The organism is Otariodibacter sp. (assembly GCF_029256985.1).
Classification (GTDB): Bacteria; Pseudomonadota; Gammaproteobacteria; order Enterobacterales; family Pasteurellaceae; genus Otariodibacter.
In genome coordinates this window covers 24,229-45,217 of the sequence record NZ_JARIDQ010000023.1, presented here as the reverse complement: position 1 = coordinate 45,217, position 20,989 = coordinate 24,229, and the positions used below count along the sequence as shown (strand labels likewise).

Annotated in this window: 21 protein-coding genes; 14 read left to right on the top strand and 7 right to left on the bottom strand. The window is 32.8% G+C overall.

Going from position 1 to position 20,989, the window contains the following annotated elements; genetic code table 11:
• Positions 1–132: 132 nt before the first annotated feature.
• Positions 133–366: a Rid family hydrolase gene (locus tag Q1J40_RS02515; protein WP_502306654.1), complete on the bottom strand. Its 234-nt coding sequence runs from the start codon at positions 364–366 to the stop codon at positions 133–135.
• A 74-nt stretch (positions 367–440) separates the two neighbouring features.
• Positions 441–1,460, bottom strand: coding sequence for a branched-chain amino acid aminotransferase (locus Q1J40_RS02510; RefSeq protein ID WP_301098459.1), 1,020 nt, complete (start codon positions 1,458–1,460; stop codon positions 441–443).
• Positions 1,461–1,944: 484 nt separating this feature from the next.
• Here Q1J40_RS02510 and Q1J40_RS02505 point away from each other — a divergent pair, with 484 nt between their 5' ends.
• Positions 1,945–2,838, top strand: coding sequence for a transcriptional regulator GcvA (locus Q1J40_RS02505; RefSeq protein WP_301098458.1), 894 nt, complete (start codon positions 1,945–1,947; stop codon positions 2,836–2,838).
• A gap of 189 nt (positions 2,839–3,027) precedes the next feature.
• On the opposite strand, the gene argG is transcribed toward Q1J40_RS02505, so the two are convergent.
• Positions 3,028–4,359 carry an argininosuccinate synthase gene (gene argG, locus Q1J40_RS02500; protein WP_301098457.1) on the bottom strand — a complete coding sequence of 444 codons (1,332 nt, stop codon included), beginning with the start codon at positions 4,357–4,359 and terminating at the stop codon, positions 3,028–3,030.
• Between the two features lie 144 nt (positions 4,360–4,503).
• On the bottom strand, positions 4,504–5,265 hold the full coding sequence (locus tag Q1J40_RS02495; protein ID WP_301098456.1) for a glycosyltransferase family 2 protein: 762 nt from the start codon (positions 5,263–5,265) through the stop codon (positions 4,504–4,506).
• 118 nt (positions 5,266–5,383) lie between these two features.
• On the opposite strand from Q1J40_RS02495, the gene yhbY reads away from it, so the two are divergent.
• From yhbY to lpxA, 12 genes are all read left to right on the top strand, one after another.
• Entirely contained in the window at positions 5,384–5,698 is a 315-nt protein-coding gene (yhbY, locus tag Q1J40_RS02490; RefSeq protein ID WP_301098455.1) for a ribosome assembly RNA-binding protein YhbY, read from the top strand.
• A gap of 59 nt (positions 5,699–5,757) precedes the next feature.
• Positions 5,758–6,480, top strand: coding sequence for a phosphatase PAP2 family protein (locus tag Q1J40_RS02485; RefSeq protein ID WP_301098454.1), 723 nt, complete (start codon positions 5,758–5,760; stop codon positions 6,478–6,480).
• Positions 6,481–6,482: 2 nt separating this feature from the next.
• Positions 6,483–7,400 (top strand): N-acetylglucosamine kinase, encoded by a 918-nt coding sequence (gene nagK, locus Q1J40_RS02480; RefSeq protein ID WP_301098453.1) that lies wholly within the window; start codon positions 6,483–6,485, stop codon positions 7,398–7,400.
• A 66-nt stretch (positions 7,401–7,466) separates the two neighbouring features.
• Entirely contained in the window at positions 7,467–8,174 is a 708-nt protein-coding gene (gene gloB, locus Q1J40_RS02475; protein WP_301098460.1) for a hydroxyacylglutathione hydrolase, read from the top strand.
• Positions 8,175–8,269: 95 nt separating this feature from the next.
• On the top strand, positions 8,270–8,983 hold the full coding sequence (uppS, locus tag Q1J40_RS02470) for a polyprenyl diphosphate synthase (protein WP_301098452.1): 714 nt from the start codon (positions 8,270–8,272) through the stop codon (positions 8,981–8,983).
• A 23-nt stretch (positions 8,984–9,006) separates the two neighbouring features.
• Complete coding sequence (locus Q1J40_RS02465; RefSeq protein ID WP_301098451.1) at positions 9,007–9,876, top strand: phosphatidate cytidylyltransferase; 870 nt, start codon at positions 9,007–9,009, stop codon at positions 9,874–9,876.
• A 12-nt stretch (positions 9,877–9,888) separates the two neighbouring features.
• Positions 9,889–11,223 carry an RIP metalloprotease RseP gene (gene rseP, locus Q1J40_RS02460; RefSeq protein WP_301098450.1) on the top strand — a complete coding sequence of 445 codons (1,335 nt, stop codon included), beginning with the start codon at positions 9,889–9,891 and terminating at the stop codon, positions 11,221–11,223.
• 55 nt (positions 11,224–11,278) lie between these two features.
• Positions 11,279–13,690, top strand: a complete 2,412-nt coding sequence (gene bamA / locus Q1J40_RS02455; RefSeq protein WP_301098449.1) for an outer membrane protein assembly factor BamA — start codon at positions 11,279–11,281, stop codon at positions 13,688–13,690.
• A 67-nt stretch (positions 13,691–13,757) separates the two neighbouring features.
• A complete protein-coding gene (locus tag Q1J40_RS02450) occupies positions 13,758–14,474 on the top strand; it encodes an OmpH/Skp family outer membrane protein (protein ID WP_301098448.1) in 717 nt (238 codons plus the stop codon).
• Positions 14,475–14,477: 3 nt separating this feature from the next.
• The gene (gene lpxD, locus Q1J40_RS02445; protein ID WP_301098447.1) at positions 14,478–15,515 is read left to right on the top strand and encodes a UDP-3-O-(3-hydroxymyristoyl)glucosamine N-acyltransferase; all 1,038 of its coding nucleotides are present in this window, start codon (positions 14,478–14,480) and stop codon (positions 15,513–15,515) included.
• 19 nt (positions 15,516–15,534) lie between these two features.
• Positions 15,535–15,987 (top strand): 3-hydroxyacyl-ACP dehydratase FabZ, encoded by a 453-nt coding sequence (gene fabZ / locus Q1J40_RS02440; protein WP_301098446.1) that lies wholly within the window; start codon positions 15,535–15,537, stop codon positions 15,985–15,987.
• A gap of 28 nt (positions 15,988–16,015) precedes the next feature.
• Entirely contained in the window at positions 16,016–16,810 is a 795-nt protein-coding gene (gene lpxA / locus Q1J40_RS02435; RefSeq protein ID WP_301098445.1) for an acyl-ACP--UDP-N-acetylglucosamine O-acyltransferase, read from the top strand.
• A 67-nt stretch (positions 16,811–16,877) separates the two neighbouring features.
• Here the strand turns inward: lpxA and Q1J40_RS02430 are convergent, their stop codons facing one another.
• A complete protein-coding gene (locus Q1J40_RS02430) occupies positions 16,878–19,391 on the bottom strand; it encodes a glycogen/starch/alpha-glucan phosphorylase (RefSeq protein ID WP_301098444.1) in 2,514 nt (837 codons plus the stop codon).
• 261 nt (positions 19,392–19,652) lie between these two features.
• On the opposite strand from Q1J40_RS02430, the gene rplY reads away from it, so the two are divergent.
• Entirely contained in the window at positions 19,653–19,940 is a 288-nt protein-coding gene (gene rplY / locus Q1J40_RS02425) for a 50S ribosomal protein L25 (protein WP_301098443.1), read from the top strand.
• A gap of 59 nt (positions 19,941–19,999) precedes the next feature.
• Here the strand turns inward: rplY and Q1J40_RS02420 are convergent, their stop codons facing one another.
• Both Q1J40_RS02420 and yjgA read right to left on the bottom strand, forming a co-directional pair.
• On the bottom strand, positions 20,000–20,347 hold the full coding sequence (locus Q1J40_RS02420) for a SirB2 family protein (protein ID WP_301098442.1): 348 nt from the start codon (positions 20,345–20,347) through the stop codon (positions 20,000–20,002).
• Between the two features lie 5 nt (positions 20,348–20,352).
• Complete coding sequence (yjgA, locus tag Q1J40_RS02415) at positions 20,353–20,883, bottom strand: ribosome biogenesis factor YjgA (RefSeq protein ID WP_301098441.1); 531 nt, start codon at positions 20,881–20,883, stop codon at positions 20,353–20,355.
• Positions 20,884–20,989: the final 106 nt, after the last annotated feature.

Genomic DNA, 20,989 nt, shown 5'->3' with positions numbered 1-20,989 from the left:
AAGCAGAAAATATTAGCATTGATGAAGACTCGTTACAGTCGAGGAAGATTTAGATTAAAATAAAATAGTTATTTGTAAACTTTATTCTATCTATTATTTTATAACTTTTCTCTATTAAATAGGTAAGACTAACTATTTATCTAGAGTTAGATTCGCAATTATATTGAGCCTACCTTGAGCCATTAAAATACGATCTTTACTCGTATTTGCTTCTATGAGTAGCTTATCTATTTCATCTAACACCTGCTTTGTCTGACCATACATATCTTGTGTATCATCTTCTGGAACTTGTCCTGCTAGATATACGACACTATTATGAATAGCCATTTCTGATAGGTGTCTACCAACATTGAATCGTTTTATCATTATTCTTCTTCTCTGAATAATAAAAACAGTTAAATCGGTTTATTTTTAGATTTAACTGTTTTATTTTACTGAGTTTATTCTACTTTAACTATCCAACCTTCAGGTGCTTCAATATCACCAAATTGGATACCTACTAATTCATCATATAGACGTTGAGTGATAGGACCCACTTCTGTTTCAGAATAGAACACATGGAAATCATCACCATACTGGATACCACCGATTGGCGATATTACAGCAGCCGTGCCACATGCGCCAGCTTCAATAAATTGATCAAGTTTATCAATATAGATATCGCCCTCTATTGCTTCTAAACCTAATCTTTCTTTTGCAAGGTAAAGTAGAGAATATTTAGTAATACTTGGCAAAATAGACGGAGAGTTTGGGGTAATGAACTTATTATCCGCTGTAATACCAAAGAAGTTTGCTGCACCGACTTCTTCTATTTTGGTGTGAGTTTTAGGATCAAGATAAATACAGTCAGCAAAATTTCTTTCTTTTGCTAATTTCCCTGGGTATAAACTTGCTGCGTAATTTCCTCCAACTTTTGCTGCTCCTGTACCAGCTGGAGCGGCTCTATCATATTCTGAAATTAAGAAATTAGATGGTTGCATGCCATTTTTGAAATAAGCACCAACTGGGCAACAAAATACGCTAAAAATAAATTCAGGAGCAGAATGTAGCCCTAGATTTTCTCCTACACCAATAACGAATGGACGCAAATAAAGTGTTGCTCCACTGCCATATGGGCCAAGCCACTCTTTATTTGCTTTTACAACTTCTGTACATGCTCGAATGAATAATTCAATAGGAACTTGTGGTATTAATAGACGAGCACAACTTTTTTGAAGTCTTTTCGCATTTTCTTCAGGACGAAATAGATTGATGGAATTGTCTTTACAGCGGTAAGCTTTTAAGCCTTCGAAACATTGTTGTCCATAATGCAGAGCAGGAGAACCTTCATGAATATGAAGTGTATCATCTTGAGTAAGTTCTCCCTCATCCCACCTTCCATTTTTCCAGTGAGCAATAAAGCGATAGTCTGTTTTTATATAAGAAAATCCAAGGTTTTTCCAATCGATATTTTTAGTCATGTTTGTTTATCCTTATTTTTTATTTATTACTTGTAATGGGAATGAATTTACACCATTAAAGATAGTTTTGAAAAGAGGAAGATATAAAAATTAGGTAGATTTATATAAAAAAATGGATTTACTGACTAGAATATTTAGTTATGGTAGAATACTTAAAATTTTGATATAAAAAAACCGCCTAAAATAGGCGGTTATAAACCAAATAAAGAGGTTCAAAATATACAGGAAGTGAAACGAGTAACTTAGTTACTCTTGTCTAGTTTCCTAGACCAATATGCAAACACAACATCATACTTAAATTTGAAGTAACTAACAAAACCTTCATATGAAGTTATCTGCTAATTACCACCTTCCATCTAAGTACGAGAGTATTTTAGTTGGATTTAATTGTTCTAACAAACGATATTTTTTTATTTTATTAATTAAAAAAATTAATGAGATAGTTTAAAATAACTATATAAAAAACAACTACTAGTGAAAATATATGAGTAATAAAAAACTTCCACCATTAAATGCGTTAAAAGCTTTTGAATCAGCTGCTCGTCACTTAAATTTTACTAAGGCTGCTGAGGAGTTGTTTGTTACGCAAGCAGCTGTGAGTCATCAAATTAAATTATTAGAAGATTTTTTGAATGTAAAATTGTTCCATCGTAAGAATAGATTATTGGAACTAACGGAACTAGGAAATCAATATTTTGATGACATTAGACCGCTATTAGAACATATTGCTACAGCTACAGATAAAATTAGGCAAAAAAATAATCGCCAAGTATTGACTATTAGTGTTCCTCAAACATTTGGCATGCATTGGTTGGTACCTAGATTGAATGATTTTCACCAAAAATTTCCAGATATTGAAGTTAGAATTAAAGGTGTGGATCAAGATGAAGGATTATTAGGTAAAGAGATTGATGTTGCCATTTATTATGGTACAGGACATTGGCAAAATGTTGAATCTGTCCGATTAAATGAATCTCCTCTTGTCATCTTAGCTTCTCCTGAATATTTGGAACAATATCCTGTGAATGGTCCTGATGATTTAATTGGTAAGACATTGCTTCATGTATTTAGTCGCAATAAATGGAAAAGAGTCATAGAACATTTTGGCTTATTATCAGAGATAGATATTGATGAAATTGGCACTATGTTTAGTCATACATTTATGGCCTTACAAGCTGCAATGCATCAGCAAGGGATTGCAATAGCAAATAAAATTGTTGCCCAGCATGAATTAGAGCAAGGTCATTTAATTGAGCCTTTTTCTACGGGACTGTATGATGAAAAATCTTTTTATGTTGTTTATCCTCCAGAAATGTCGGAAATTACCAAAGTAAAATATTTTGTTGAATGGATTGTTGAAGAAATTAATCTTTGTTAGCTATTTATGTTCAAAGTATAGATGAGTCAATAATTAAGTACCCTTTTTGCCTATTAGGCATAGAAAACGAAAAATTTCCTACACTTTTGTCTACTATACCTATAAATTTTTTTGGGGGAGCTAGTTACATAACTAGCTCATAAAAATCACACAAAATTGGTATTGTGCGATTTTTTAATATTTATTTTATTATTTGTTACCTAATTGCGGTAGTTCATTATTTTTGACAGAAAGTAACCCTGTATCACTGTAGATTTTTAGTTTTTGGCGAGTATCAGTAATATCTAGGTTACGCATAGTTAATTGTCCAATACGATCAGATGGATCAAATGGTGCATCTTCAACTTTTTCCATGCTTAAACGTTCTGGTTCATAAGTTAAATTTGGTGATTCTGTATTCAAGATTGAGAAATCATTACCACGACGTAATTCTAGAGTTACGGTTCCTGTAATTGCTTTTGCCACCCAACGTTGAGATGTTTCTCTAAGCATCAATGCTTGCGGATCAAACCAACGACCTTGATACAATAAACGACCTAGTCTTAAACCATTAATACGATATTGTTCAATAGTATCTTCATTATGAATACCTGTTAATAGACGCTCGTAAGCAATATGGAGTAGCGCCATTCCTGGAGCTTCGTAAATACCACGACTTTTTGCTTCGATAATACGATTTTCAATTTGATCGGTCATACCTAGCCCATGTCTTCCACCAATTTTATTGGCTTCCATTATCAGATCAACCGCATCATCTAAACGTTTCCCATTAAGCGCAACAGGCACACCTTCTTCAAAAGTTACAGAAACAGTTTCCGCTTTAATCTCTACTGATTCATCCCAAAACGCAACGCCCATAATAGGTTTAACAATTTTGATACCCGTACTTAATAATTCAAGATCTTTAGCTTCATGGGTTGCTCCAAGCATATTAGAATCTGTTGAATAGGCTTTTTCAACGGACATTTTGTATTTGAAGCCATTGTCAATTAAGAATTCAGACATTTCATGTCTTCCACCTAATTCATCAATAAATGTTTTATCCAACCATGGCTTATAAATTTTTAATTGAGGATTAGTTAATAGACCGTAACGATAGAACCGTTCAATATCATTTCCTTTAAATGTACTACCATCACCCCAAATATTGACATTATCTTCTTTCATCGCTGCAACCAACATTGTTCCAGTTACTGCTCTACCTAGTGGTGTAGTATTAAAATATGGCATGCCTCCAGTAGAAATATGAAATGCTCCACATTGAATAGCGGCAATACCTTCGTGAGCTAATTGAGTGCGACAGTCAATTAGACGTGCATTTTCAGCGCCGTATTCCATTGCTTTTTTAGGGATTGCATTGTAATCGTCTTCATCAGGCTGACCTAAATTTGCGGTATAAGCGTAAGGAACTGCTCCTTTTTGACGCATCCATAGAAGAGCTGCACTAGTGTCAAGCCCTCCAGAAAAAGCGATACCAACTTTTTGACCGAGTGGGAGTGTTTCTAAAATTGTTGCAGACATATAGTTTCCTATAATAATTTTTGAATAGTAATAAATGAGGGTTTCACACAAGGCTATTCCTTGTGTTCAGATTCAACATTCTATCCTAAATTTGTAAAAATTAAAGCCCAGTCATTAGTATAATTTGAAATATGTGACTGGATTTTATATTTCTCGTGTTTTATCCCACAGCTCAGCATATTTTTGAAAAGTATAGTTTGAATATAAAATGGCAAGTAATAATCCTTGTTTACCATCCAAAAATCCTAAATTTAATAAGTACATTTTTACAAAGCAACCTATGGAATGAATACACGCTTCAAATATTGATCCTTTTTTTCCTTGATTAAAACGTTGTTCTGCCCAAGCATGTGAATATCTGGTTGATTTTATAAGATATTGGTGAATATCTTTGTAAGTATAATGTAATAAATCTCCAGATAATGTTTTTACTAGAGCTGATTGTGGATAGACTACTTTTTCATGCACTAAATTATCGTTATATCTAGCCAATCCTGTAGGATACATTCTTACTACATAATCTGGATACCACCCGGAATGGCGAATTTTTTTTCCAAATGCCTCACCTAATCGAACTATTCTGTATACAGTATTAGGTTCATTGTGATTAATGGCTTCTTGTATCGATATTTTTAATTCTGATGTGACTTGTTCATCTGCATCTAACCATAAAACATAGTCACTGGTTACATATTGTTGAGCAATTTGTCGTTGTTTACCAAATCCAGGCCATTCAAAGTTTTCAAAAAATTTTGCATTATAGCGGAGAGCAATTTCTTTTGTATTATCTGTGCTACCACTATCAAGAATGATGATTTCATCGACCCAATTATAAATGGACTCGAGGCAGCGAGCTAAATTCTCAGCTTCATTTTTTACAATCATTGCGACAGAAAGAGTTGGCATTATGTAACATTTCCTATTTGTATTAAAAAATCTTGGAAAAGGATAATCAAATCCTTCTTTAAAAACTAGTCTATTTATGTTATTTTTCCGCAGATTTTATTCAGAAAGGCAAAATTAAATGTCAATTACACTAACTACAAAACAAAAACAATATCTTAAAAGTTTAGCTCATCATCTTAATCCAGTTGTCATGCTTGGAAATAACGGCTTAACAGAGGGGGTTCTTGCGGAGATTGATAATGCACTAAATCATCATGAATTAATTAAAGTGAAAATTTCAGGTGTAGATCGAGAAACAAAACAATTAATTATTGATGCCATTATTCGTGAAACTAATGCTAGCAATGTACAAATAATAGGACATATTTTAGTTTTATATCGTCAAAGTGAAGATAAAAAAATAAGCTTACCTAAAGCAACTAAGGCTGTTTAAAAATTATTCTGTAGATTTAACCGCTTGTATGTTCAAGCGGTTTTTTGTGTGAGGATTATATGCTAAGAAAATTATCTCTTTTTACATTAGTGATGCTTTTTATTCCTATGGTTGCATGGCTAAATAATTGGCAATGGCTATTGAATACAAATTTACAATATCCTGATTTAGATAGAGGTTTATTACTTTTGACTGAAGCAGGTTCTAAACCATATGCACTCATAACTTGTGTAGTGTTTATGCTATGGATTATGTGGCTGACTCGTCACCGTTACTCATGGTTACTTGTCGGTTTTATTTGTGCCAGTACTATCATAGGAACACAAGTAATTAAAGAAGGAGCAAAATTAACTTTTAAGGAACCTCGTCCTTTTGTAACCCAAATGTTCAGTACTAATCCAGAACAATTTTATATGTTATCTAAAGAGGTACAAAAAAATGAAGTAATGAAGTTTGCGACTGAGGATACTATGTCAATAGTTTCACATCAAGCAGATGAGCTTGGGTATTCATTTCCTTCAGGGCATACTATTTTTGCTGTATCGTGGTTATTACTATTTTCAGGATTTTTGCTAGGGTTATCTGGGCAAGCGGTCTTTTTCTCACAAGTTTTTGCAATTTTCTGGACAGGCTTGATGTTGATCAGTCGATTACGATTAGGAATGCATTATCCTATTGATCTCTTCGTAAGTACATTAATTGCTTGGGTATTTAATCTTGTTATATTTATTTACATAGTACCTTATTTAGAAACTTGGAGCTTATTTAAAAAAAGAGGTTAAAAATGAAGTTCTATTATGGTTTAGATATTGGCGGTACAAAAATTGAATTGGCTATTTTTAATGAAAAACTAGAGAAATTACACAGTGAGCGAATTGCAACCCCTCAAACAAGTTATAAAGACTGGCTAACTCAGATTGAAATATTAGTTAATAATGCAGATAAAAAATTTGAAACAAGAGGATTTGTCGGCTTAGGGTTGCCAGGATTTGTTCATAAAGAAACAGGTATCGCAAAAATATCTAATATTAAAGTGGCAGATGGTAAGAATATTTTAAAAGATTTATCTAAACGCTTAAATCGAGAGGTTAGAGGAGAAAATGATGCTAATTGTTTTGCGCTTTCAGAAGCTTGGGATAGTGAAAATCAGCAATATTCAACAGTATTAGGGCTCATTATTGGGACTGGGTTCGGTGGAGGACTTGTCTTTGATGGTAAAGTTCATTCTGGTAGTATTGGGATGGCTGGTGAAGTTGGACACATTCAATTAAATTATCATGCGCTAAAATTACTCGGTGGAGATAGTGCGCCAATTTATGATTGTGGATGTGGTAATACTGCCTGTTTGGATACTTATCTTTCTGGACGAGGTTTCGAGTTTTTATATCGAGATCTAGTTGGTGAGAGTATCGATGCAAAAACTATCATTAGCCGTTTTTATCAAGGTGATCAAAAAACGGTTGATTTCGTGAATAAATTTATTGAATTAATGGCAACAGGTATTGGAAATCTAATTACAATTTTAGATCCTGATATGATCGTTTTTGGCGGGGGATTATCTAATTTTGATTATATCTATGAAACACTACCAAAATATTTACCTAAGTATTTATTAAATATTGCTAAAGTACCGGTTATTAAAAAAGCAATTCATGGTGATTCTGGTGGTGTGCGTGGTGCTGCGGCATTATTTTTAAAGTAAACTAACAAGGTAAATAATGAGGTATAAATGGGCAAGAGATTTGTCCATTATTATATGGAGCTTATGATGATAAAAATTACCCCAATCCCAGTATTATCTGATAATTATGTTTGGATTATTCAAAAAAATAGCAATGCTATTATCGTTGATCCTAGTCAATCACAACCAGTATTAGCATTTTTAGCTAAAAATCAGTTAGAACCGACCGCTATACTACTTACACATTATCATGGTGATCATACTGATGGTGTTTCTGGTGTTTTGTCTGCATATCCAGATATTTCAGTTTATGGTTCAAGTGAAGTTCAAGATCTTGCAACACATATTGTTAAAGATGCCGAACACTTTTCTTTACTAGGGTTAAATATAGAAGTTATGGATAGTGCAGGACATACTTCAGAACATATTAGCTATTTGGTTGGACGAGAATATCTATTTTGTGGTGATTCACTTTTTTCTGGCGGATGTGGTCGAGTTTTTACTGGGGATTATTTGGCTCAATTTGAAACATTACAGCGTTTTAAACAATTGCCTGACTTTGTAAAAGTTTATCCAGCTCATGAATATACACAATCAAATTTAAAATTTGCAGAGAAGGTAATGCCATCTAATTGTATATTATTGGAATATCAAGAAAAGGTTGATATTTTACGTTCCAAAAATATCCCATCTTTACCGACAACAATTGGATTGGAGAAGCAAGTTAATCCATTTTTATATGCAGATACATTGGATAAATTCATTCAATGGCGTAAAGAAAAAGATAATTTCTAATTAATGCTTAATATCAGAGCATTTTAGAAAGATCTGTATTATGATATAGTTGCGACCATTTTGCATAATATTGACTAAAAAAGAAGAGAGCTTTTGTGGATTATAATACTCAAAAAATGCCTAAACATGTCGCTATTATCATGGATGGAAATGGTAGATGGGCAAAAGAAAAAGGAAAACTAAGAGTTTTTGGACATCAAAATGGTGTTAAAGCGGTCAGAAATGCCGTAAATTTTGCAGCAAGAAATGAAATAAAAGTATTAACTTTGTATGCTTTTAGCAGTGAAAATTGGAGTAGACCAGAGAGTGAAGTTTCGGCATTAATGACATTATTTATGAAGGCACTAACATCAGAAGTTAAAAAGTTACACTCCAATAATATTAAACTGAATATTATTGGTGATAAATCAGCGTTTACCGAAGATTTACAAAAGCGTATTATCGAATCTGAAATATTAACTGCTAAAAATACGGGCTTAATCCTTAATATTGCTGCAAATTATGGTGGATATTGGGATATTGTGAATGCTACAAAAAGCTTAGCTGAAAAAGTAAAAGCAGGAGAATTAGAGCCTCAAGAAATTACTGCTGAATTATTTCAATCTAGTTTGGCAACAAAAGAACAACCACCTGTTGATTTATTAATTAGAACAAGTGGAGAACAACGTATAAGTAATTTCTTACTTTGGCAAATTGCTTATGCTGAATTATTTTTTACATCGGTATTATGGCCAGATTTTGACGAAAATGTTTTTTCTGAAGCAATTAGTGTTTATCAACAGCGAGAACGTCGTTTTGGAAGTTGTTAGTTAAGCGTTTATAAGGGTAAAAAATGTTAAAAGAACGAATTCTATCAGCTATTATTATGATTGTTATTGCAGTAGTTGCACTTTTTGGGTTAACACCGCTACCTTTCACCTTAGCTTTATCAGCAATTGTTGTATTGAGTATGTGGGAGTGGGCTCAGTTTGCAGGGTTTAAACGTCCAATTGTAAGAGCTATTGTTGCTTTTGTTACTGTTGGACTATTACTTTTTCCCATTATGGCTGCGAACAATTATGTTAGGGCAGCAAGATTTTTAACAGATGAAAGTACACCATTTCTTTTCTTAGGGTGTATTTGGTGGATTGTTTCATTTGTTCTTGTTATCTCATATCCCAAGTCGGCTAATCTCTGGATGAAATCGATCAGTGCGAAGTTTATTTTTGGTTTTTGCACATTAATTCCATTCTTATTGGGTGTGTTGGCTTTACGATTCTATCAGTATAATACAAATAATTATCAAGGCGCTTATCTTTTATTATATGTTTTTGTACTTGTTTGGGGAGCTGATTCTGGAGCCTATTTTGTAGGTCGTAAATTCGGTAAGCATAAGTTAGCCCCTAAAGTTTCCCCAGGTAAATCAGTAGAAGGTGCAATTGGTGGAATTATTACCTCAGGGATTATTGCTTTTGTATTTTTACAATTCGCACCATTAAGTATTTTAGGAAGAGAAGTCTCTACGTTATTTTTTATTCTATTATCAGTCTTAACTGTAGTTGTTTCTATTTTAGGTGATTTAAGTGAAAGTATGTTTAAACGACAAGCAAGTATAAAAGATAGTAGTAATTTGATTCCAGGGCATGGCGGTATTCTAGATAGAATTGATAGCTTAACTGCTGCCGTACCAGTATTTGCAACTGGATTCTTTTTCTTTTTATAAGTGGGGATTTGTGTGTTTTCAATTATTACTTTCTTTGTATTAATTTGTATTTTAGTTTTTGTGCACGAATATGGGCATTTTTGGGCTGCAAGAAAATGTGGAGTTGCTGTTTTACGTTTTTCTATTGGATTTGGAAAGATACTTTGGAAAAAAAAGGATAAACAAGGTACTGAGTTTGTTTTTTCTATGATACCTTTGGGTGGATACGTCCAAATGTATAATGAAGAAGAGGAATATAAAAAACAAATAGAAAAATCACATTCCTTAAGTCAAAAGAGTATTTTACAGCGAGCTTTTATTGTTATTGCTGGCCCGTTAGCAAATATTATTTTTGCAATTTTGGCATATTGGGTTGTTTTTAGTGTTGGTATGCCAACAATAAAGCCTGTTATTGATAGTGTTGTTAAACATAGCATTGCTGATGAAGCTGGATTAAAACCTAATTTCCAAATAACACAGATAAACGGCAAAGATATTCAGAATTGGGAAGATGCAGTGCTTGTTTTGATTGGCGAAATAGGCTCATCTAAAGTGGAAGTAAAAGGCAATAATTTAGATCTTCCAAAACAAGAGCAATATCAAACTACTACTTTAGATTTGAGTCATTGGAACCTAGATAGCAACAAAGAGAACCCACTGACATCATTAGGTATTAGCCCTAAAAGTGGTAGTGTTGAACCTATCATAGAAAAGGTAGTCGAAAATTCAGCATCAGATAAAGCAGGCTTGAAATCTGGCGATAAAATAATTAGCGTAAATCAAAGAGGATTTGATTGGCAGAATTTATTGAGTGAAACTCAAAAAGGTGATCAACTCGAATTTGTAATCGAAAGAGATAATCAACAATATAATTTCTTAATAATGCCTGAAATGTCGAAAGAAGATAATCGCTATTTAGTGGGAATAGTTCCTCGGGTCAAACCACTAGAAGAGCAGTATCGAACTTATTTAAAGTATGATATTCTTACAGCATTTGCAAAAAGTTTACATAAAGTAAATTCATTAATTGAGACAATTATCCAATTTATTGTCAATTTAATAACAGGGGAGCTTTCAATAAAAAATATAGGCGGTCCAATTTCTATAGCTAAGGGGGCAGGCGCTACTGCAGAAATTGGTATTGTTTACTATATTGGGTTTATGGCACTAATTAGTGTTAATTTAGGAATAATGAATTTATTTCCGATTTTACCACTGGATGGTGGTCAGTTATTTATCCTTTTAGGGGAACTAATTAGGGGTAAATCTTTACCAGATAAGTTTCAATTTATATTCCAACAAGTAGGATTTATATTGATTATTAGCCTAATGGGATTTGCTTTATTTAATGATCTAATTCACTTCTAACTACTGTATAAGTGGTTAGATAATTATACAATTTTATATTACTAGGGTTTGTTCAATGAAAAAACTATTACTTTCAACGTTGCTTATGGCAAATGGCATAGCAGTTGCGACACCATTTGTTGTTCAAGATATTCGTGTTGACGGGATACAGCCTGATGCAGGTTCCTCTCTTATTTCTTCTTTACCGATAAAAATTGGACAAAAAGCAACAGATAATGATATAGCAAACGTTGTTAGGCAGATTTTTTTACAGAATCGCTTTCAAGATGTAAGTGCTGATCGTGAAGGTAATACATTAGTAATTAAAGTTGTGGAATTTCCAGTAATTAATAATGTATCTATTGAAGGGAATTCTGCTATTCCAAAGGAACCATTAAAAGAAAATTTAAAAGCTAATTTGATTAGCCGAGGTGAAGTTTTTGATGCAGAAAAATTAGAAAGTTTCAAAGATGCATTACTTGAGCATTATCATTCAATTGGTAGATATAATGCAAAAATTGATTCGGAAGTAACACAAGCTGATTCAGGTAGTGTTAATATTAAACTTATTATAAAGGAAGATGAGATATCATATGTAAAAACAATTACTTTTGAAGGTAATAATTCTTTTGATTCAGATGAGTTACTTGATCAATTGGATATTCAACCAGATGTTAAATGGTGGAATATTTTCTCAAGTAGTAAATTTGAACAGCCTGTTTATAAGCAAGATATAGAAAACCTGCGTAACTTCTATATGAATAGAGGATATGCAAAATTTAATATAGAGAATTCAGATGTTTCATTTAGTAATGACCAAAAAGAAGTGTATCTAACATATAAAATTAATGAAGGAAACCAATATAATATTAGTGAAATACAGATTATTGGTGATACTGCTAATATGGATAACGAACTCAATAAGGTATTAGATGGTTTTGAGCCAGGTCAACAATTTCGTCGTAGTGAACTCATAAAAATTGAAGATGATATTAAAGATATATTAGGTAATAATGGATTTGCATCAGCAAAAGTAGAAATTTACCCTGTTTTTGATGATAAGAATAATACTGTTCGCATTAATTATGTTGTTGAAGCAGGAAAGCGTATCTATGTAAGAAAAATTCGTTTTGAAGGAAATACTGTTACTGCAGACTCTACATTACGTAGAGAGATGAGACAACAGGAAGGTGCTTGGTTATCTACTAACTTAGCTCAACTTGGTAAGTCTCGCTTGGATAGAACGGGATTTTATGAGTCTGTTGATGTTAGTTATCCAAAAGTTGAGCAATCAGATGATCAAGCAGATTTAGTCTACAAAGTTAAAGAGCGTAATACTGGAAGCATTAACTTTGGTATAGGATATGGCACAGAGAGCGGATTAAGCTACCAAGCTGGAATTAAACAAGATAATTTCTTAGGAATGGGTTCAACAATTAGTTTAAATGGGTCGCGTAATGATTATGGAACTACAGTTAGTTTAGGTTATACTGAACCCTATTTCACTAAAGATGGTGTTAGCTTAGGCGGTAATGTTTTCTATGAAGACTATGATAATTCGCGAAATGATAATGTTTCAAGCTATAAACGTCAAACTTATGGCGTAAGTGGTACATTAGGATTTCCCGTTGATGAAAATAACTCATATTATCTTGGATTAGGGTACACTCATGATAAGATCAAAAATGCTCAACGTGAGTTTAATCGGGATTTATATGTAAGATCAATAGGAATTGATATTCCTCCAGGTTCAATAAACTATCCAAAGATTAAGGCTGATGATTTTGATTTTTCATTTGGATGGAATTATAACAGTTTAGATAGAGGTTATTTACCAACAGAAGGAACAACAGCAAATATTGGCGGAAGAATAACAATCCCTGGTTCTGATAATAAATATTATAAATTGAGTGCTGGTTTCAAAAATTATTATCCATTGAATAGAGACCATAGTTGGATCATTCAGACTGGGGCTGATATTGCGTATGCTAATGGAATAGGTGATAAACGTTTACCATTTTATCAAAATTATACTGCAGGAGGTATTGGTTCGTTACGAGGATTTGGCTATGGTGCAATAGGACCTAAAGCTATTTATGCGGACTATTCTTCAAAAGCTAAAAGAACGAGTAATGGAGATTTTATATTTAATCGATTGAGTGACGATGTTATTGGTGGTAATGCCATGGCTACAGCTAGCTTAGAATTAATTACACCAACTCCATTTATAGATGATAAATATCAAAATAATGTTAGAACATCAATATTTGTTGATGCTGGAAGTGTTTGGAATACAAAGTGGGATAAGAGTATTTATCCTAATGCTGTAGATTTTGGAGATTATAAAAGAATTCGTTCTTCTGCTGGTATATCGTTTCAATGGAATTCACCTATTGGACCATTATTATTTTCATATGCTAAACCAATTAAAAAATATGAAGGTGATGAAATTGAGCAATTTCAATTTAGTATTGGCGGAACATTCTAATTTAACTTCTATATGGACTACAATTATTTTGTAGTTTGTTATTTCAATTATATTTAAAGGACTTTTAATGAAAAATTTATTTAAAACAACGGCTATTGTAGTCGCTATGACTTTATCTATCAACGTTGCTCATGCGGATGAAAAAATTGGTTTTGCTGATCCAACTTATTTACTACAAAACCATCCTATCATGGTTGAGTTAAATGCAAAAGTGGATAGTTTTATGCAAAAAACCAGAGAAAAATTTGCTCCTGAAGAAAATGCATTAAGTAAAGAAGAAGAAAACTTAGTCACAGAAAAAAATAAAATCGATGAAGATGCAGATAAGCTTAAAAAAGAACAGGCTACAGTTGAGAAGTCTTTAAAAAAGAAAGTCGAAGCTTTAGAAAAAGAAGCTCCAAGATTGCGCTCTAAAGATATACAAGCTCGTCAAAAAATAATCAATGATGAAAGTAAAAAGTTTCAAAATAAGGTTAATGCATTGCAAAAGAGAGAAGTTGAATTTTCTAAAAAAGCAGAGGCATTCCAGAAAAAAGTTTCTGATCTACAAGCTAAGTTAGCTAAAGAACAAGATAAAGCTAATGCAATGATTTCTAAAGAAGATAAACAAAAAGCTGTAGATGATATTAATAATACAATTAAGTCTATTGCTGATTCTAAAGGGTTTACTTTAGTTTTATTACCTTCAGCTGCACTATATGCTAAAAATGAAGGAGCAGATATTACTGAGCAAATATTGACAGAAATTAAAGAACATTCAACAAAAAAAGCTCAGGATAAATAATAGATGAATACCTTCTGTTTAAGACAGTTAGCGGAGCAAGTCGAAGGATCTCTCAGAGGAGATCCTGATTTGATGATTATCGGTATTGCTCCTTTAGATAAAGCATCTTTAAATCAGATCACTTTTATTTCTAACTCGAAGTTTCGGTCTCAATTAAAATTAAGTAAAGCAGGCGCTTTAATTGTATCAGAATCTGATGTTGAGTATTGCCTAGATTCGCAGAATTTGATTATTGTAAAAAATCCTTATTTAGCTTACGCATTACTAGCTCAATATATGGATTCTACACCACTACCTGCAAAAAATATTTCATCATCTGCTGTCATAGCCGAGGATGTTTTATTTGGTACTAATGTATCTATTGGGCCTAATGCAGTAATTGAAAGTGGTGTAAAATTAGGTAATGATGTTGTTATTGGTGCAGGATGTTTTATTGGGAAAAATACTATAATTGGAGATCGCACCAAATTATGGGCAAATGTCACAATATACCACAGAGTGACCATTGGATCTGATTGTTTGATTCAATCTTCGGCAGTGATCGGAGGCGATGGGTTTGGCTATGCAAATGATAAGGGTAAATGGATAAAGATACCTCAAACAGGAAGTGTCATTATTGGTAATAGTGTTGAAATCGGAGCCTGTACATGTATCGATAGAGGTGCTTTGGATTCAACGATTATTGAGGATAATGTTATTATTGATAACCTATGTCAGATTGCTCATAACGTACATATTGGCTACGGTACAGCAGTTGCAGGTGGTGTAATTATGGCTGGAAGTTTGACTATTGGGAAATTTTGTCAAATAGGTGGTGCTAGTGTAATTAATGGCCATATGGAAATTTGTGATGGTGCTGTTATTACAGGTATGGGAATGGTTATGAGACCTATTACTGAAAAAGGAATTTATTCATCAGGTATTCCTCTGCAGCCTAATAAAGAATGGCGAAAAACTGCAGCGTTGACAATGAACATTGATGGTATGAATAAACGTTTAAAAGAAGTAGAAAAACAATTGGCTAAAAAAATTAATAATTAGGAATAGGATTGGTGTGATAATGAAAAATAAAGAAGAGAAAGCTATGATTGATATTCGTGAAATTATGGATATTTTACCACATCGGTATCCTTTTTTACTTATTGACAGGGTAATTGAATACAAAGAAGGGGAGTGGTTGAAAGCAGTTAAAAATATCACTATTAATGAGCCATATTTTACAGGACATTTTCCATCTGATCCTATTTTCCCTGGCGTGCTAATTTTAGAAGCAATGGCACAAGCAACAGGAGTATTGGCTATTAAAAGCTATGGAAAGTTAAAAGAAAATGAATTGTATTATTTTGCCGCAGTCGATAGTGCTAAATTTAAAAATCCGGTTGTACCTGGTGATCAAATGGTAATTGAAGTTCATTTTATCAAAGAACGCAGAGGTATTAGTGTATTTACAGGTAAGGCTTTTGTTGATGGAAAATTAGTTTGTGAAGCTGATTTAAAATGTGCTCGTAAATAAGATGTAATTCTAGATAGAGAATATTATTATGCAATTTATAGATCCTTCAACAAAAATTAGTCCTTTTTCTATTATTGAAGATGGGGCAGTTATTGGTAATAATGTAGAAATTGGCCCATTTTGTGTTATAGGAAAAGATGTCAAGATCGGGGATAATACCAAAATACACTCTCATGTAGTTATTCAAGGGGATACAGAAATAGGTGAAGCAAATCATATTTTTCAATTTGCAAGCATTGGTGAGATAAACCAAGATCTAAAATATAATGGTGAGTTAACAAAAACAATTATTGGAAATCGTAATAGAATCAGAGAAAGTGTAACTATCCATAGAGGTACTAAACAAGGTGGGGGAGTCACCAGAATAGGTGACGATAATTTATTTATGATAAATTGTCATATTGCTCATGATTGTACAATTGGACACCGTTGTATTATTGCAAATAATGGAACTTTAGCTGGACATGTTACTCTAGATGATTTTGTTATTGTTGGTGGAATGTCTGCAATTCATCAATTTGTTGTAATTGGAGCTCATGTTATGCTAGGAGGCGGTTCTATGGTTAGTCAAGATGTGCCTCCTTATGTCATGGCTCAAGGAAATCATGCGCATCCATTCGGTGTTAATCTAGAAGGATTAAAACGTAGAGGTTTTGAAAAAGCTACAATGCACGCTATTCGTAATGTTTATAAATTGCTTTATAGAAGTGGTAAAACATTAGAAGAAGTTATACCGGAAATTGAACATTATGCAAAAACAGAAGCTGCAATAGGTCTCTTTCTAGATTTCTTTAAGCGTTCAACTCGAGGTATTATCAGATAATCATAAAATTGATGAAAATATAAAATATATCTGGGGCTATTGCTGATTTGCATTAGCCCCATCTTTATTATTTTATTTTGATAACTTTGTTTGAATCTTTAATAAGATCTAGCACTTTAGGTTGTTCTGATAGCTGTTTTTCAGTCGTTGGTTCAATATTCCAGATATTCTTAGCATAATCAAGAACAGAGCGATCGGATGAAAAATACCCCATATTAGCAATATTGATAATAGCTGAACGAGTCCATGCTTTTTTGTTACTAAAATATTGAGCGACTTTATCCTGAGTATCAATATAACTACGGAAATCAGCACATGCTTGGTAGTAATCTCCAGAATCCAAGATAATATCTTGATAACGATAAGGTTCTTCTGGAGAAAATTTACCATTTAGAATCTGTAAAATGGCTTCATTAAGTTCTGTATCTGTTTCATAGAACGTATACGGAGAGTATCCTTTTTTTCGTAATTCTTCTACTTGTTCAACAGTATTACCAAAGATGAAAATATTTTCTTGTCCTACACGATCTAAAATTTCTACATTTGCACCATCAAGCGTACCAATAGTTAAAGCTCCATTAAGCGCAAATTTCATATTAGATGTGCCTGAAGCTTCTGTTCCAGCCAGAGAAATTTGTTCTGAAATGTCTGCTGCAGGAATAATTATTTGAGCAAGCGTAACACCGTAATTTGGTATAAAAACCACTTTAATTAGATCATTAATTCTTGAGTCGCTATTAATAACTTTTGCTACATCATTGATTAAGCGAATAACTTTTTTAGCTGCATAATATGCGCTAGCAGCTTTACCTGCAAAAATAAATACTCTTGGTTGCCAATTTGCTGTTGGATTTTTTAAGATTCGATTATATAAAGCTACAATATGAAGAACATTTAATTGTTGACGTTTATATTGATGAATACGTTTAATTTGCACATCAAAAATTGCATCTGTATTTAATTTGATACCTTGAGTAGTTTCAATGTAATGAGCTAATTTTCTTTTGTTTTCTATTTTGACTGCCGAAATTTGTTCTTGTAAATCTTCATCATCCACAAATTGATTTAATTTATCTAACTGACTTAAATCTGTTCGCCAATTTTTACCAATATATTTATCTAAGATAGATGCAAGGCCAGGATTAGCTATTTGAATCCAACGGCGAGGAGTGACCCCATTAGTCACATTTGTAAAACGATCTGGATAAATTTTAGCAAAATCAGCAAAGATTGATTCAACCATTAAATCTGAATGGATTTTTGCAACGCCATTCACTTTACCAGAAGCAATAACAGCTAGCCATGCCATACGAATTCGCCGATCACCATTCTCATCAATAATAGAGACTCTACGAATAAGATCATGATCCTCAGGAAATTTATCACTAACTTTTTTAAGAAACCATTCATTTATTTCAAAAATAATTTGTAAATGACGAGGCAAAATTCTTGCTACCATTTCTACTGGCCATGTTTCCAATGCTTCAGCCATCAATGTATGATTTGTATAGAAGAAAGTTTTACGAGTGATATTCCAAGATTGCTCCCAACTGTACCCTTTTTCATCAATTAATATACGCATTAATTCAGGAATAGAAAGTGTTGGGTGAGTATCATTTAGATGGATTGCTACTTTTTCTGCTAAATTTAGACATGAACCAGATTCAACTTCATGACGACGGATAATATCCTGTATAGAAGCAGAGGAAAGGAAATATTCTTGACGTAGACGAAGTTCTCTACCATTATAAGTTGAATCATCCGGATAAAGTACTCTTGAAACATTTTCAGAACTATTTCGTTGAACCATTGCTGAGAAATAATCTCCTCGATTAAAATCAGCTAATCCAAAAACTTTATCTCCTGCATGAGCAGACCATAATCTTAAGCTGTTAGTTGATGATGTCTCAAAACCAGGGATAAGATGATCATGTGCTTGTGCAATAATCTCTTCCTCTGCTTGCCAATGAGTTTTTTTCCCTTCTTGCCATGTTCTTCCTCCAAAACGTACAGGGAAACGTTTACTTGATCGAATATAAGGCCAAGCAAATTCTTTATCCATCCAATAATCAGGATATTCGACTTGCTCACCATTTTTTATTTCTTGTCGAAACATTCCATATTCATATTGAATCCCATAACCAATAGCAGGAATTTTCATTGTAGCAAGGCTATCTAAGTAGCAAGCAGCTAATCGACCTAAGCCACCATTGCCAAGGCCAGGATCACCTTCCTCATCAATAATATCTTCAAGCTTATGCCCCAATTCATCTAATGCAGCACGGATTACTTCGTAAACACCCTCAGAAATCATAGCATTACTAAAGGTTCTTCCCATTAAAAATTCCATTGATAAATAATATACTCTACGGCTCATATTTGCAGCTTGACTACGGCGATTTTGTAACCAAGATTCCGTAGAAAGATCTCGTACAACACGGAGCGCTGCATTTAGCCAATTGCGATTGCTAGCTTCTCTAGGTTCAACACCAAGGGCAAATACAAGTTTATACAAAATAGCATTTTTTACATTTTGTATATTTTCTGGACTTAAATATGCTTTAGATGAATAGTTGCCCATGAATTACTCCTAATTTAGTAAATGTGTAAGAATTTGTCGTATTTTACAATAATTTTGTACTCTATTGGTAAATAATTTGACCAATATTACTTTTATAATAAAATATGGGAAGATATATTGAAAAATAGTTGGATTTTTTATCTTTTCAGATTAGAATTGCACCTCGGCTTTTAGCCGTAAAAATTTAGGGAATAGCTGGGTCGCCTGCTATTTTTGATTAACGGAGCAGAATTTGTTCCAACTATTTATGAGAATTTAATAATGTCATTCAAATTTGAAGCTGAAACTCGTTTAGCGCAAGGTAAGGGTGCGAGCCGCCGCCTGCGTCACAATGGTCAAGTTCCTGCAATTATCTATGGTGGTAATGCAGAGCCTGTATCAATTATTTTAGATCACGATAAAGTGAACAATGCACAAGTTAGTGATGAGTTTTATAGTGAAGTGTTAACTATCATCGTTGCAGGAAAAGAAGAAAAAGTTAAAGTTCAAGCTATTCAACGTCATCCAACTAAGCCTAAACTTTTACATTTAGATTTTAAACGTGTATAAATATAAATAAGTTTAATTTATATAAAGCCCTTATAATAAATAAGGGCTTTTTTTCAAACTTATTTAACTATTACGATTATCATTGCTGATATAAAGCTAATAATAGAAAGAATCAAGTACTTTATAGAAAAAAGCTTATTTTTCCCAAAAGTTTTTATAGAAAATATGATGTAGAGAATAATAAATAATATTTTTAACCAAATCCATATTTCGAAAATTGAAAATCCATATATAACAAAAATACTAACACCGCTTATCAGTAGTAAGCTATCAATAAAGTGAGGAAGTATACGCAATACTTTATATTGTCTCCAATTCACATTTTTGATAGAAAGTATTCCTCTAATAAGTAATAATATTAAACTTATATAAGCAAAGGTAATGTGAGAAAAAAATAAGATTTGCATAAGAATTATTCCAAAATACTAGATTTTAAATATTGAAAAATTTCACGATAATTTTTAGGTGATTTGTTTGATTGTTTTTCTTTATTTGCACCACGAATTAAATTTCGTAAATGTTGACGATCAAGTCTTGGATATTGATCTAACAAAGTATTTAAAGCTGAATCACCTTGCTCAATGAGTTGGTCTCGAGTTACTTCTAATTTTTGTAATAGAGCTAATTGTTGTTGATGACGATTTTCTACTTTATCCAAAGCATCCTGAATTGGTTCAGGATCGATATTTCTTAACAATTTCCCTATATACTGAATTTGACGACGACGGGCTTCTAACCGCAAGCGTTGAGCAAGTTCAATGGCTTCTTTTAGACTTTCATCAAGTGGAATTTTAGCAAGGTTGGCTGAAGTCAAGTTTACTAAACTATCACCCAGTTTTTTGAGATGTTCGGCATCACGTTTAATTTCACTTTTACTTACCCAAATGATTTCCTCGTCTTCATCTGTCCAATCTATTTCTTCATGTCGTTTTTTTCTAGCCATAGAGATTTATTTTCCTGATAGTATTGAGTTAAAAAGCCTATCGCAAAGGATAGGCTTTTCTGCTATGATTTTTTCTTATTGCATTCTATGCTGAAATGCGAATTAG

Excerpts from the sequence above, each read along its gene's own strand:
- Q1J40_RS02515 (WP_502306654.1), bottom strand. The coding sequence starts at position 366 with ATGATAAAACGATTCAATGTTGGTAGACACCTATCAGAAATGGCTATT.
- Q1J40_RS02510 (WP_301098459.1), bottom strand. The coding sequence starts at position 1,460 with ATGACTAAAAATATCGATTGGAAAAACCTTGGATTTTCTTATATAAAA.
- Q1J40_RS02505 (WP_301098458.1), top strand. The coding sequence starts at position 1,945 with ATGAGTAATAAAAAACTTCCACCATTAAATGCGTTAAAAGCTTTTGAA.
- argG (WP_301098457.1), bottom strand. The coding sequence starts at position 4,359 with ATGTCTGCAACAATTTTAGAAACACTCCCACTCGGTCAAAAAGTTGGT.
- Q1J40_RS02495 (WP_301098456.1), bottom strand. The coding sequence starts at position 5,265 with ATGCCAACTCTTTCTGTCGCAATGATTGTAAAAAATGAAGCTGAGAAT.
- yhbY (WP_301098455.1), top strand. The coding sequence starts at position 5,384 with ATGTCAATTACACTAACTACAAAACAAAAACAATATCTTAAAAGTTTA.
- Q1J40_RS02485 (WP_301098454.1), top strand. The coding sequence starts at position 5,758 with ATGCTAAGAAAATTATCTCTTTTTACATTAGTGATGCTTTTTATTCCT.
- nagK (WP_301098453.1), top strand. The coding sequence starts at position 6,483 with ATGAAGTTCTATTATGGTTTAGATATTGGCGGTACAAAAATTGAATTG.
- gloB (WP_301098460.1), top strand. The coding sequence starts at position 7,467 with ATGATAAAAATTACCCCAATCCCAGTATTATCTGATAATTATGTTTGG.
- Q1J40_RS02465 (WP_301098451.1), top strand. The coding sequence starts at position 9,007 with ATGTTAAAAGAACGAATTCTATCAGCTATTATTATGATTGTTATTGCA.
- bamA (WP_301098449.1), top strand. The coding sequence starts at position 11,279 with ATGAAAAAACTATTACTTTCAACGTTGCTTATGGCAAATGGCATAGCA.
- Q1J40_RS02450 (WP_301098448.1), top strand. The coding sequence starts at position 13,758 with ATGAAAAATTTATTTAAAACAACGGCTATTGTAGTCGCTATGACTTTA.
- lpxD (WP_301098447.1), top strand. The coding sequence starts at position 14,478 with ATGAATACCTTCTGTTTAAGACAGTTAGCGGAGCAAGTCGAAGGATCT.
- fabZ (WP_301098446.1), top strand. The coding sequence starts at position 15,535 with ATGAAAAATAAAGAAGAGAAAGCTATGATTGATATTCGTGAAATTATG.
- lpxA (WP_301098445.1), top strand. The coding sequence starts at position 16,016 with ATGCAATTTATAGATCCTTCAACAAAAATTAGTCCTTTTTCTATTATT.
- Q1J40_RS02430 (WP_301098444.1), bottom strand. The coding sequence starts at position 19,391 with ATGGGCAACTATTCATCTAAAGCATATTTAAGTCCAGAAAATATACAA.
- rplY (WP_301098443.1), top strand. The coding sequence starts at position 19,653 with ATGTCATTCAAATTTGAAGCTGAAACTCGTTTAGCGCAAGGTAAGGGT.
- Q1J40_RS02420 (WP_301098442.1), bottom strand. The coding sequence starts at position 20,347 with ATGCAAATCTTATTTTTTTCTCACATTACCTTTGCTTATATAAGTTTA.
- yjgA (WP_301098441.1), bottom strand. The coding sequence starts at position 20,883 with ATGGCTAGAAAAAAACGACATGAAGAAATAGATTGGACAGATGAAGAC.